A 13,616-nucleotide genomic window follows, 5' to 3' on the forward strand; every position below is an offset into this window, starting at 1 on the left:
TTTTTATAAAAAAGAACTTGAAAATACATAGATATCTATGTATAATGGGGTCATGCCTAAATATAACGCAATTGCACTGATTGCAAGAATCAGAGACCATGTCAATAAACGGATTGTACACGAATTGGAACAGCATGAGGTAACAGGGATTGTACCTTCTCATGGAGATGTATTAATGTTCTTGTACCGGGAAGAGACGTTGTCGATCAAGATGTTGGCTGAACGTATTCAACGCACGCAACCAACGGTAACGGTACTGGTCAACAAGCTAGAGAAGCTTGGCTATGTTGAACGTAGCAAGAGTGCCGAAGATAGCCGAGTGACGATGATTCGCCTAACCGAACAGGGGAAGCGACTCGAACCGATCTTTCATCAGGTATCAGAGCAGATTAATGACATCATCTATAGTGGCTTGTCCGATGAACAGTCGGAGCAATTGGAGAGCTTGTTATCCATTATTGTCCGAAAGTTATAATGAATGAACTCTTCTGTCTGCAACCCTTCCAGATTTGACTGGGATGGAGGCAGAGGAGCCCAAATATTTTTTACCCACATACATAGATATCTATGTATGTGGAAGCGTATCAATGTAACCTCATTTTCCCAACCTAACTCAAACCAAACCTGGAGGGATTCACACTATGAAACATCTTATCGTATATGCTCACCCGCGCACAGACAGCTTGAATAACGCAATCCTCAATACTGCTGTAGAAGCTCTCGAAGCTCAAGGCCATGAAGTGGTTGTTCGTGACTTGTACAAACTTGGATTCCAACCCGTACTGACCGAAGCTGACACAGCTTCCATGCGTGCAGGACAGACACCCCAGGATATCGCTACAGAGCAACAGTTTGTTACGGATGCAGAAGTTATCACATTCATCTATCCGATCTGGTGGACAGGTCTTCCTGCCATTATGAAAGGATATGTTGACCGTGTATTCGCCTATGGTTTTGCATATGCAGCAGGTGAAGCGGGAATCGAGAAATTGCTGACAGGCAAAAAAGGACTCATCATCAACACACATGGTACACCAAGTGAAATTTATGATCAGATTGGCATGACTGCTGGATTGAAAATAACTTCAGACGTAGGTATCTTCGATTTTGTAGGCATTGAAGCCGTAGATCATCTGCTCTTTGGAAGTATTGGATACCTGGATGCACCCGCATATCAAGCCATGTTGGATCAGGTTAAACAAACGGTTACAACCAAATTCTAATATAGATGTTGGTACCCTATAGGAATTCCATATGATTCCAGACCGACTCGATCATGAGTCGGTTTGTTTGTTCATGTGTTTGCAAAATGGATGAAAGGGGGTATAATCGTACCCATGGAACCTATACTTATATTCAAAGCATTATCGAACGAGACACGTAGACAAATCTTGTTGTGGCTCAAAAACCCGGAGCAACACTTCCCACCGCTGGAACTATCTCAGCATCCGGATGGTGGCAAGAACGGAATCTGTGTTGGCACGATTCAAGTGAAGGCTGGACTGGCTCAGTCGGTTATCTCCAGTTATCTGCTGACTATGCTCAAGGCAGGGTTGCTGCTCTCCGAACGAAGAGGACAATGGACGTATTATCGGCGCAACGAAGAGACGATACGTCAGTTTGCCGAATACGTACAGAACGAGTTATAAGCCGGATGCCGGAACGGAAGCTAGGATGCATATGCAGGCAGGGATTCCGTCCGGATGTAAACGGCTAGTTTATGAACACATCACCATATCCAGTTGTGATTTAATTAATCTATATATCTGGATATACAAAAATATAATCATCGAGGAGATTAAACGATAATGACTACAGAAAATATGGCTTCATCCCATAAAGAACACATCAATGACGTTAAGCTTTCCATCCTGGATCTGGCTCCTGTTGTAGTGGGTGCAACACCTGCTGATGCTTTGCGCAACAGCCTGGATCTGGCACAGCATGCTGAGCGTTGGGGATATCACCGTTACTGGGTAGCTGAACATCACAACATGCCGGGTATTGCTTCATCCGCAACTTCGGTCGTTATTGGATATCTGGCTGGTGGTACCAAAACGATTCGTCTGGGTTCAGGAGGCATCATGTTGCCTAACCATGCACCGCTTGTCATCGCTGAGCAGTTCGGCACACTGGAATCCTTGTATCCTGGCAGAATTGATCTGGGACTGGGTCGCGCACCAGGTAGTGACCGCCGTACATCGCTTGCGCTACGCAAAGATCTGAACAGTGGGGAAGATTTCCCTGAGCTTTTGGCAGAACTTAGAGCATACTTTGATGCTTCGGCGACATCTTATCATGCACCTGTTCGCGCAGTTCCTGGAGAAGGATTGAATATTCCAATTTACCTCTTGGGGTCCAGTGATTTCAGTGCACGTCTGGCAGGTCAGCTGGGATTGCCGTTTGCTTTTGCCAGCCACTTCTCGCCCGATTACACCCGGATTGCACTAGAGACGTATCGAAACAACTTCCAACCATCTGAAAGCTTGAAGGAGCCACATGTGATTGTTGGTGTCAACGCTGTTGTTGCGGATACAGACGAGGAAGCAGCATGGCTGGGTACAACGATGCAACAGCAGTTCCTGAACATTATTCGCGGCACAACGGGATTGGTACAGCCTCCGGCAGAGATGGAAGGCAAATGGACGGATCGTGAGAAAGCTGGTGTTGAGCAGACGTTGAAGGCAGCTGTTAATGGTTCACCAGAAACCGTACGTGGGCAGTTGGAATCCTTCATTCGGCAGACGCAGGCAGATGAGCTGATTATTACGTCGATGATCTATGATCATAAGGCACGTCTGCATTCCTATGAGTTAATCGCACAATTGGCGGGAAAAGCCTAATCTTAAATTTTCAGCGTAAAAGCTGGCTTAATGGCAGGGTATAGCTATAAATTTACGGTTCGTCTCCCAGTGAGGCGAGCTGTTTTTGAATAGGGAGAATTTGCAAATGATTCGTGTGGGGCAGAAGACTCATTTTGGGGTAAAATGACTTTACCGGTTTAATTTGAAACGGTTAATCAGCACCATACGTATAAATCCAGAGTGTTATACATATGTTGGCTTGTACAAGGTATTTTATTTTTTTCAGATGCAAGGGGCATTTATCTAGCTTAATAGTTTAGTTTTGATTAAGGGTCATAAGAGAGGACGACACGCCTATGGAGCAACCTGAGCAACCCCGCGTTTGGCCGGAGCGGTTCAAGCGATTTTTTCTTAACAACAAGTTTGTGCTATTTCTGCTAATTTTGCTGTTGGTGGGACTGAACGTGATGGTTCTGACCAAAGTATCCTTTGTTCTTCATCCGCTCGCAGTACTCATCAAAACCATTGTGTTACCTATTATTCTGTCAGGCATACTCTATTATCTGCTGAATCCGATTGTGGATGTGATGGAAAGGTGGAAAATCAAGCGCGGCTGGTCCATTCTGATCCTGTATCTTGCGATTGGAGGCATTCTGACAGTCGTAGTATTGGCGGTCATTCCGGTTGTGCGTAACCAGATTGTGGGGCTGATTGAAAATTTCCCAACGTACAGTGAGACGGTAAAACAGCAGTTTGAGGAGCTTACGGGCAGTAAATTGTTCGGTCAGTTCCAGGAAACGGTGAATCTGAATTCGCAGGACTGGTGGGGAACAATCTCCCAAAAGGCTACTGAAATTCTGAACTCGACCTGGACCAAATTGGGCGGATTCCTCGGAGCTTTCACGGAGACCGTGCTGTCCATCGTAACGGTTCCGTTCATTCTGTTCTATCTGCTAAAAGACGGCAAGAAGCTGCCAGCGAAAATTCTGTCTTTCCTGCCGATCAAGAGCCGTACGGGCGCAATGCATGTGCTGGAAGATATCAATCACCAGATCAGTTCATTCATTCGTGGACAGATTATCGTCAGCTTCTGCATCGGTATTCTGCTCTACATCGGTTATATGGTCATTGGTCTGGATTATGCATTGATTCTTGCCATTATCGCATCGTTCACAAGTGTTGTTCCGTATCTGGGACCTGCAATTGCGATTACACCAGCATTGATCGTGGCACTCGTCACTTCTCCGGTGATGCTGCTGAAAATGGTTGCCGTATGGACGATCGTACAGTTAATTGAAGGTAAATTCATCTCACCACAGATCATGGGTAAAACGCTGAAAATCCATCCTATCACGATTATCTTTGTCATTCTGACTTCGGGTAATCTGTTTGGAGTCGTGGGCATTCTGCTCGCTGTTCCAGGATACGCGGTGCTCAAAGTATGTGTATCACATATCTTCAACTGGTTCAAGGACAGATCGGGCCTGTACGACCCGAACAAGAACAATCTTTTATAACCGAGTGGCAATCTCCAAGAGATAGTTAATCAGAAGATTTAGTCACTTTGTATCCTGTATAAAACGGTACCCTTACCAAGAAGAACCCCCGTCCATCGGCAAATAGCCGAGAGGCGGGGGTTCTTCTTCATGAACAAGCTTGGCTGCTGCCTAGCTGTGTTTAATATGTTGGAGCGTTTGCAGGAAAATCTGCTCAATATGAGCATCATCCAGAGAGTAGTACACGGTCTTGCCTTCCTTGCGCCGCTTGACGATCCGCATGTTGCGGAGTGAACGCAGCTGGTGTGAAATGGCCGACTGTCCCATGTCGAGCAGAACCGTCAGGTCATGAACACATAATTCCTTCTGTAACAGCGCATCAATAATACGTAGACGTGTGGGGTCGCTGAATGCCTTGAACCAATCTGCCATCTCGGAAGAGGTCTCCCGATCTATGAGTGAAGTGCGAATCGTCTGCACGTCGGCTTCAGTACCTGAGCAGGCTGCATCACATTCGCTTGGTGCTTTAACCGGTTGTTCCATTTCCTATCACCGCCTATTTTAACAACTATAGCTCTATTATATCCAAAACCCGCCTAAAGCGAAATGATTACTATTAGCATAATCTGTATGAAAAATCAACAACGATTGTTGACACTCATGTTTAGGCGTGCATATAATAGGGGTAACCAAACATATGAATGAGTGCTCATATATTGAATACAATTGAAATATAACATCGGTTTTGTACTGCAAAGGGGAGAATTCACATGGGAACCGGACAGGAACAGGTGAGAAGGGAACTGCTGCTTGATGGACTGGATTGTGCGAACTGCGCATTAAAGATTGAGAATGGCGTCAAAAAAATTAAGGGCATTAACGAATGCTCTGTCAATTTTGTTACCAAAACATTATCGCTACACACCACTTCCGACATGGATGAACAGGTAGTGGAAGAAGCAAAGCGCAAAGTGCTTCGGCTGGAGCCTCATATTCGCATTTCGGAAAAAGGAAAACACGTGAACGGACATGTGCACACCCATACAGGGAGTGCAGGTGGTGCGCATAACCACAGTCATGACCATACTGGACATGATCATGGACATTCACATTCACATGGCAAACATTCGCATACTCATGATCAACATCAACATGATCATACCCATGAGCACGGGGGTCATGCTGGGCATGATCACAACCATACCCATGATGATGCCCATGCAGGCCACTCGCATGAACATGGCGCAGGACAGACAAAAGTGTTGCTTTCTCGTCTTGCTGCAGGATCTGTGTTGCTCGCAGCTGCAATCTGGTCGCCGCTGGAGGGCTGGGCACAGTTTACTCTCTATGCGCTCGCATATCTGATTGCCGGGGGAGATATCGTGCTCCAGGCGTCCAAAAACATCATCCGTGGTCAGGTGTTCGATGAATACTTCCTGATGTCTGTCGCTACCTTGGGTGCCTTTGCTATTGGAGAGTATCCCGAAGGGGTAGCGGTCATGCTCTTTTATCAGCTCGGGGAGCTGTTTCAGGGCATGGCGGTTAATCGGTCACGCAAGTCGATTCAGTCACTGATGGACATTCGCCCGGACTACGCGAATATCCTGACGGGTTCGGGTGACGAGACCCGACGTGTATCTCCAGAAGACGTACGGATTGGTGATCGTATTGTCGTGAAAGCAGGAGAGAGAGTACCGCTGGATGGTATCGTTAGAGCTGGGCGTTCCATGGTGGACACTTCTGCTCTGACAGGTGAATCGGTACCTCGTGAGCTGGAGCCCGGAAGTGATGTACTGAGTGGATTTGTGAACAAAAATGGTATATTGACGATTGAAGTGACCAAAACGTTTGGTGAATCAACGGTATCCAAAATTTTGGACCTGGTGCAGAACGCGAGCAGCCGAAAAGCGAAAACAGAACATTTTATTAGTAAATTTGCCCGTTATTACACACCGGTTGTTGTTATCCTTGCAGCCTTGATTGCATTTGTTCCGCCGTTGATACTTAGTGGTGCAACATTTGCCGATTGGATCTATCGTGCCTTGGTCTTCCTGGTTATCTCATGTCCTTGTGCGCTGGTCGTTTCTATTCCACTTGGATTCTTTGGTGGTATCGGAGCAGCTTCACGTAACGGGATTCTCGTTAAAGGCAGTAACTACCTTGAAGCGTTGAACGATGTGAAAGTCGTTGTTTTTGATAAAACGGGTACACTAACCAAAGGTGTATTCAAAGTAACAGCCATTCATCCCGAAGGTGGACGCACGGAAGAAGAACTGATGGAGCTTGCAGCCATTGCCGAAGCCAATTCCAATCATCCGATTGCTGAATCCATTCGCACAGCTTGGGCCAAAGCCATTCCCACGCAAGGTGTTGAAGGTTATGACGAAGTTGCCGGACATGGGATTAAGGTGAGCGTCGATGGTCGGGAAGTGCTGGCAGGCAACGCCAAATTAATGAAGCAGGCGGGTATATCCTATACCACACCAGAGACGGCTGGAACGATAGTCCACGTGGCTGAAGCTGGCACGTATGTTGGTCATCTGATCATTGCCGATGAAGTGAAGGATGACGCAGCCGCGGCCATTCAGGCGCTGAAGAAACTCGGCATTCGCAAAACGGTCATGCTGACAGGTGATGCCAAAGCCGTAGGTGAAGCGGTAGGACGTGAGCTGGGTGTGGATGAGGTCTATGCTGAATTGCTGCCACAGGACAAAGTCGAACGTCTGGAGCAACTGGAAGCTACCAAATCTCCGAAGGAGAAAATGGTGTTTGTCGGTGACGGTATCAACGATACACCTGTGCTGGCACGCGCCGATGTGGGTGTGGCCATGGGTGGACTTGGTTCAGATGCCGCGATTGAAGCGGCAGATGTGGTCATCATGACAGATGAACCGTCGAAACTAGCGAGTGCAATCCGCATTGCTAAGCGTACACGAATGATTGTGTGGCAAAATATCGCGTTTGCTCTGGGGGTTAAAGCGATCTTCCTGTTACTCGGTGTGTTCGGCATAGCTACCATGTGGGAAGCGGTATTCTCGGATGTCGGTGTCACAGTGCTGGCTGTACTGAACGCCATGCGTGTACTTCGAGTGAAGAATATCTAAGTTTACGAAACGATCCAGGCGGCTCTTCGTATATACGTAGAGCCGTTTTTATATTTTTATGTAGATAAGTCTAGCCAGACATTTACACGAGAACGGAGAGGGCAGAGATAACCTGAAGAGGTGAAGCTACATCGGCAGGTTATTCTGTCATCGGAGTGCCAGTGTAAGCAGCTCTATGGAAGACAACAGTGAAGGGGAGAACGTTTTGACAGGAGCAGTAGTAGGGATCATCATTGGGGTGTGTTATTTCATTCTGGGGTTCATGGTGTTCAAAAAACCACCGAAAATGATTAACGGAATATATGGTTATCGGACCCCGCGTGCAATGAGTAATCCCGAGTTATGGGACGAAGCGCAAAGTTATAGCGCCAATCTGATGATGCAATTTGGTGTGATTATCACGATATTCGGCATTATCGGTTTCTGGCTTACAGATGTACGAGCTTTGGTTCTGAGTCTGGTTGCTACAGGATTTTATACGTTCAGATTGTTTACCAGAGTTGAAGGCCGGTTGAAGCAAATGCAGCGTGCACAACAGCAACAGAATGAGCAGAACGCTTAAGGTAAGATTAGTGAATAGTGTACAGAGGAAGACCTGCGTGTGAAGCGGGTCTTTTTTTGTTGAAAAGAAATTTGTAGAGGATGTTCAACTTGCTAAGACTTCATATATAAAATCTAACGTTGACGTTAACGTTAATATTATATATAATTATGTACATAAAATTATAGACATATGGGAGGGGTGAGGGAAATGAGTTTATATAAAATCGACGACGTAGCCAAGGAATGTGGTTTGACCAAGCGAACCATTCGGTATTATGAAGAGATCGGTGTCATGCCTTCACCTCAGCGGACAGATGGTGGGACGCGGTTGTACACTCGGGAGGATATCGATTATCTGAAGAAGGTGGTTCGCGCCAAAGAGGTACTTGGATTCTCCCTTCAGGAGTTACATACCTATGTGGCAACGGCAGATGCCTTGAACGAACAACGTTTTGACTACCAGCAGACGACCGAAGTAAGAGAACGGATCGAGAAGCTTACCGCGATGGAAACAACGCTGGATGGTCAGTTGCAACTGATTGAGCAGAAACTTCAGAGCATACATGCCGTACAGACTGAACTGGAAGAGCTGCGTGAACGCGTTCGGAGCGGTATTCAGAAGTTACAGGCACATGATCCGAAGAGTGATGAAGACGGCTAACCGAATTGGCATCTAATATTTAATAAACAAAACTGTATACACATATCGCTACATGGAGTGAGCACCATAGTACCTGTGGCGATCCTGTACAAACACCGGATGTTTCGGTGTCATTTGTGCCGTTTTGTTACCTCTAATTCTGAAAATGTATAGAATTTTTTCATTATTTTCACGGTCGTTTTCAAATATAAAGCTTAACCACATAAATTATTCACAGGAGGAATTACGTATGAAAAGAGAGCCATCATTACCGGATGAATTGCCGTCATCACGTGGGGGCCTGTTATCCCAGCCGCGAGCGGTATGGGCGGTTGCCTTTGCATGTATCATATCCTTTATGGGTCTGGGTCTGGTTGACCCGATCCTGCCCGCGATTGCAGATCAGCTGCATGCTTCGAAAAGCCAGGTGTCACTGCTATTTACCAGTTATAACGCTGTAACCGGGGTAGCGATGCTGATTACAGGTGTCGTATCCAGCCGGATTGGTGTGAAGTGGACGCTGCTCAGCGGTATATTGTTGATTATTGTCTTCTCTTTCCTCGGCGGTACCTCAGACACGGTAGGTGCACTGGTTGGTTACCGTGGCGGTTGGGGACTTGGGAATGCCTTGTTCATTGCAACGGCGTTATCTGCCATTGTTGGACTGTCCACGTCAGGGACAGCCAAGGCAATTATTTTGTACGAAGCAGCACTTGGTCTCGGGATTGCGGTTGGTCCGCTGCTTGGTGGTGAGCTAGGTTCCATCTCTTGGCGTGGCCCGTTCTATGGCGTAGCTGTCCTGATGGCGATTGCCTTTATCAGCATTACATTTATGCTGCCCAAAATGGCTAAACCGAAAACACGCAGTTCTTTGTCCGATCCATTCAAAGCATTAAGTTATCCTTCATTGAAAACATTGGCGATTACCGCCTTCCTGTATAACTTTGGTTTCTTTACCTTGATGGCTTATTCACCATATGTCATGAATCTGGATGAGCACGGGTTGGGTTATGTATTCTTTGGCTGGGGGCTGATGCTGGCGATTACGTCGGTATTCGTCGCACCAAGATTGCAACGCCGATTCGGATCAGTTCCGTCCATGAGTGTCATGCTTACATTGTTCGCGATTGATCTGGTTGTTATGGCAGTAGGTACGGTGATGGGTTCGCCAACTACCGTTATTGTGGCAGTTATTGTAGCGGGGATTTTCCTTGGGATTAACAACACATTGATTACAACGGCTGTTATGGAAGCTGCACCTGTGGAACGCTCTGTTGCTTCTGCCGCATACAGCTTCGTTCGTTTCCTGGGTGGTGCACTTGCTCCATGGCTTGCAGGTAAATTGTCCGAGTGGTTCCTGCCGGAAACGCCGTTTTATTTTGGCGCATTAATGGTTCTGGTTGGTGTCGTGGTACTGCTGGTACGCCGTCATCATCTGCGGGATATTGATTCCGCCATTACATCTCATTAATTCACTGGAGGAGGAATTGCAATGCTGAAACATATATTGGTTGCTGTTGATGGTTCGGATCATGCGCATAAAGCTTTGGAGCAAGCACTGATTCTGGCTGAGAATATGAAACAACCCGCAAGTCTGTTGATCGTGCATGTTAATCCTGCCATCTCCATTAATGAACCTGCATTGGGTGTTGATCTGGAAGCTCGGATTGCCGAAGAAGGGCAACATATTATAGAACCAGTGACCAGACAGCTGTCTGGACGGGACGTTGCGTATGAAACACTGCTGATTGCAGGTGATCCCGTTAATGAGATCAGCCGTGTAGCGCGAGAACGAGATTGTGGAATGATCGTGATGGGTACCGGCGGGAAAGGCATGCTCGCAGAGATGATCGTGGGCAGTGTCAGCCATGGCGTGTTAAAACATGCAGAGTGCCCCGTCCTGACGGTTAAATAGGTTGTGAAATCCTTTATAATGCAACAGCTCAAGATCGCCACAATGGCTCATCAGGTACGTTACAAGCTATGATTGCCGAACACCGTAGTGGGTTGATGGAACGGAAATAGTGTATAAATAGATAAGGTAATATACCGCCATATTCTTGAAGTAATTATTGGATGGAGGATGCAGCATATGAAAAAACAACATCTGTTTATCGGTGGCAAACCGACCGAATCCGTAGATTATAAAGCACTTCAAGCACCATACTCCGGGGAAATGCTGGCAGAGGTCTCTTCGGCTTCAGCCGAGGAAGCGGAGGCTGCTGTTGCAGCTGCGGTTCAAGCTGGGAAGGCAATGCGCCAGATGCCTGCACATCAGCGTGCAGATATTCTGTACAAGTTGTCCTCCATGCTTGAAGAACGCAAGGAAGAAGCAGCGCGAATCATTGCGCTTGAAGCGGCGAAGCCAATTACCGCAGCACTGGCCGAGGTTGACCGGACGGTGGAAACGTATCGTTTTGCCGCTGAAGAAGCCAAGCGACTGACCGGAGAGACGGTTCCGATGGATGCAGCCAAAGGTGGGGAAGGGCGTATCGGTTATACGATGCGGCAACCTCTAGGCGTCATTGGAGCCATAACGCCGTTTAATTTTCCAATGAATCTGGTAGCCCACAAGGTAGGTCCAGCGCTGGCAGCGGGCAATACGATTGTTCTCAAACCTGCGGAGCAGACGCCTCTGTCTTCCTATTACATTGCTAATCTGCTTCAGGAAGCCGGATTGCCGGATGGTGCACTGAATGTGGTGAGCGGTGATGGCAAAACGATTGGTGATGTGCTTGTGGAGCACCCCCATGTTGCTCATATTACGTTTACAGGCAGTCCAGCGGTAGGGACGAGCATTCGTAGCAAAGCAGGACTGAAACGCGTGACACTGGAGCTTGGATCGAATGCAGCGGTGATCGTGGATAAGGACGCAGATCTGGACAAAGTGGTTCCTCGATGTGTGACCGGAGCTTTCACGTATCAGGGACAGGTATGTATCTCGCTACAGCGAATCTACGTACATCGTGACATCTCGGAAGAATTCATCCGGCGTTTCGCTGAAGCGGCTAAACAAGTGGTGGTCGGAGACCCGCTGAGCCCGGATACGGTGGTCTCTGCGCTGATTACCTCCAAGGATGTACAGCGTACACTCGACTGGATTGAAGAAGCCAAACAGGCCGGGGCTGAAGTGGCAGCAGGCGGTCAAGCTGAAGGAGGCGTTCTGCGTCCAACGGTACTGATTAACGTTCCGCGTGATGCCAAGGTATCCTGTCAGGAAGTGTTTGCACCCATCGTTGTGATCAATACGGTAGATTCCGTTGAAGAGGGTATTGAACATGTTAACGATTCGATATACGGGCTTCAGGCAGGGGTATTTACAAACGATATTCATACCGCCCTCCATGCTGTCGATCAGATCGAAGCAGGTGGAGTTATGATTAATGATATTCCCACATTCCGAGTGGATCACATGCCCTATGGTGGGGTGAAACAAAGTGGGATTGGGCGTGAAGGTGTAAAATATGCTGTAGAGGAAATGACGGAATTGAAGTTTGTCATGTTTAACAAAGGGTGATTCTTTTCGTTTCCTGTGCTCTATATTCCGTATGCCAATGAAAACATAATCATATGATCCTGTGCCACGATAATGGCACAGGATTTTTTTTATAGGAGATCATAGAAATTATATAAGTTCAACTAAATATTTACACTGATAAAGGAGAGGACAGAAATAACCTGAAGAAACGAAGTGTTCGCCTTTATCACCGGATTTTTCCCTTTAAAAAGGGATTCAAAAAAATCTGGGGATAACAGTGATCGGAAGGTTATTCTGTCATCGAGTGGCCAGTGTAAATATTATTTGTTTGAACTTATATATCAAAAAAATACATACGAATTCTTCACTGACTGCGGGTTCACATCTGATGAGACGGGTAAAACATAGTTAACATACCGCAACATAACTGACCAAACGCCGCTCATATCACCGAAGCATGATGTACCCATCCAGAGCACGAGCGGAATGAAGCGGTACAGCATTGCCGAAAGTCTTATATTCTCTCATTATTCAAATACAATGCAGTATGAATTAAGCCTGAACTCTGGAGTTGCAGGACAGGCAGGAGGTGTATTCAAATGGCGTATTCCATGGTTGACGTATCGGGAATGTCAGGCGTAAGTCTGAACGAACTGAGTCAGTATGCAGAGACTGGTCTTCTAAATCCGGCTTTTGGGGATGTAGATGAGGACATCTATTATGAAAAGCAAGAATTGTTGAGACTCCAGCAAATCCTTTTCTGTAAGGAAGTAGGTATGAAGGAGAATGAGATTGCCCCGATGCTCCGGGATAATCCTCAGGATGTCATACGCATCATGAAGCAGCATCGCATTGATATTCTGGAGAAGGCACTTCGTCTGCATGGATTGATTCAGACACTGGACAAAACGATCTCTCATTTGCAAGGTGAACAGGAACTTGATGAACATGAGCTGTATATCGGTTTTGTAAATAAGGGGCGTCACCAGTTGCTGAATGAATCGGGTTCTAACCCTGTAGTCAATAATGATATGAACCATGTGCAGACAGAGGGTGTTCAGAGGTCCGACATCCAATCTTCCAATTCATCCACATTGCCTGAAAATCAGGAGATGAAGTCAAAAGAAGATTATCTGGATTCCCAGGCGAAAATTGATCAAGTTCATCTGGACTTGCAACAGGCCATTGAGGATGGATTGGAGCCCGGTAGTGCAAAAGTACAACAGATTATTGGCAGGCATCTTGAATGGATCAAAGGTTATTATACACCCACAGCTGAGATCTATCGGGATTTGGCCAATCTGTATGTAGAGCATAAAAATTTCCGTCAGATGTACGATGGTTACCACCCGAGGCTGGCTGAATTCCTGCGGGATGGGATGATGATTAAAGCGGAACATGATTTATCCTAGATGCATAAAGTAACATGGGCGAGCAAGAACATGGGTGTGAATCATAATGGATAACAAAGAGCGCAGACCTCTGAGAGGACTGCGCTCTTTGTTATTACGGGTTCTTCATCATCGTGTGTGATGAGACTCCGATCACCTT

Annotated in this window: 13 protein-coding genes; 12 read left to right on the forward strand and 1 reads right to left on the reverse strand. The window is 46.7% G+C overall.

Features of this window, described 5'->3' with window-relative positions:
• Positions 1 to 52: 52 nt before the first annotated feature.
• The 5 genes from BS614_RS06745 (at position 53) to BS614_RS06765 (ending at position 4,321) form a co-directional block, all read left to right on the forward strand.
• Entirely contained in the window at positions 53 to 475 is a 423-nt protein-coding gene (locus BS614_RS06745; RefSeq protein WP_074093363.1) for a MarR family winged helix-turn-helix transcriptional regulator, read from the forward strand.
• Positions 476 to 641: 166 nt separating this feature from the next.
• Complete coding sequence (locus BS614_RS06750; RefSeq protein WP_074093364.1) at positions 642 to 1,223, forward strand: NAD(P)H-dependent oxidoreductase; 582 nt, start codon at positions 642 to 644, stop codon at positions 1,221 to 1,223.
• Between the two features lie 114 nt (positions 1,224 to 1,337).
• On the forward strand, positions 1,338 to 1,649 hold the full coding sequence (locus BS614_RS06755) for an ArsR/SmtB family transcription factor (protein WP_036668255.1): 312 nt from the start codon (positions 1,338 to 1,340) through the stop codon (positions 1,647 to 1,649).
• Positions 1,650 to 1,808: 159 nt separating this feature from the next.
• A complete protein-coding gene (locus BS614_RS06760; protein ID WP_157116038.1) occupies positions 1,809 to 2,843 on the forward strand; it encodes an LLM class flavin-dependent oxidoreductase in 1,035 nt (344 codons plus the stop codon).
• 317 nt (positions 2,844 to 3,160) lie between these two features.
• Positions 3,161 to 4,321: an AI-2E family transporter gene (locus BS614_RS06765; RefSeq protein WP_036614215.1), complete on the forward strand. Its 1,161-nt coding sequence runs from the start codon at positions 3,161 to 3,163 to the stop codon at positions 4,319 to 4,321.
• A 150-nt stretch (positions 4,322 to 4,471) separates the two neighbouring features.
• Here BS614_RS06765 and BS614_RS06770 read toward each other — a convergent pair whose 3' ends face one another.
• The gene (locus BS614_RS06770; RefSeq protein ID WP_036614212.1) at positions 4,472 to 4,843 is read right to left on the reverse strand and encodes an ArsR/SmtB family transcription factor; all 372 of its coding nucleotides are present in this window, start codon (positions 4,841 to 4,843) and stop codon (positions 4,472 to 4,474) included.
• Between the two features lie 227 nt (positions 4,844 to 5,070).
• On the opposite strand from BS614_RS06770, the gene BS614_RS06775 reads away from it, so the two are divergent.
• From BS614_RS06775 to BS614_RS06805, 7 genes are all read left to right on the forward strand, one after another.
• The gene (locus BS614_RS06775; protein ID WP_074093365.1) at positions 5,071 to 7,404 is read left to right on the forward strand and encodes a heavy metal translocating P-type ATPase; all 2,334 of its coding nucleotides are present in this window, start codon (positions 5,071 to 5,073) and stop codon (positions 7,402 to 7,404) included.
• 205 nt (positions 7,405 to 7,609) lie between these two features.
• Entirely contained in the window at positions 7,610 to 7,966 is a 357-nt protein-coding gene (locus BS614_RS06780) for an SdpI family protein (RefSeq protein WP_167544384.1), read from the forward strand.
• Positions 7,967 to 8,155: 189 nt separating this feature from the next.
• Positions 8,156 to 8,608 (forward strand): helix-turn-helix domain-containing protein, encoded by a 453-nt coding sequence (locus tag BS614_RS06785; RefSeq protein ID WP_074093367.1) that lies wholly within the window; start codon positions 8,156 to 8,158, stop codon positions 8,606 to 8,608.
• Between the two features lie 229 nt (positions 8,609 to 8,837).
• A complete protein-coding gene (locus tag BS614_RS06790) occupies positions 8,838 to 10,058 on the forward strand; it encodes an MFS transporter (protein ID WP_074093368.1) in 1,221 nt (406 codons plus the stop codon).
• 21 nt (positions 10,059 to 10,079) lie between these two features.
• Positions 10,080 to 10,502 (forward strand): universal stress protein, encoded by a 423-nt coding sequence (locus BS614_RS06795; RefSeq protein WP_084174435.1) that lies wholly within the window; start codon positions 10,080 to 10,082, stop codon positions 10,500 to 10,502.
• A 177-nt stretch (positions 10,503 to 10,679) separates the two neighbouring features.
• Positions 10,680 to 12,104 (forward strand): aldehyde dehydrogenase family protein, encoded by a 1,425-nt coding sequence (locus BS614_RS06800; RefSeq protein ID WP_074093370.1) that lies wholly within the window; start codon positions 10,680 to 10,682, stop codon positions 12,102 to 12,104.
• A 560-nt stretch (positions 12,105 to 12,664) separates the two neighbouring features.
• Positions 12,665 to 13,477: a MerR family transcriptional regulator gene (locus BS614_RS06805; RefSeq protein WP_074093371.1), complete on the forward strand. Its 813-nt coding sequence runs from the start codon at positions 12,665 to 12,667 to the stop codon at positions 13,475 to 13,477.
• Positions 13,478 to 13,616: the final 139 nt, after the last annotated feature.

The organism is Paenibacillus xylanexedens (assembly GCF_001908275.1).
GTDB classification, from domain to species: domain Bacteria; phylum Bacillota; class Bacilli; order Paenibacillales; family Paenibacillaceae; genus Paenibacillus; species Paenibacillus xylanexedens_A.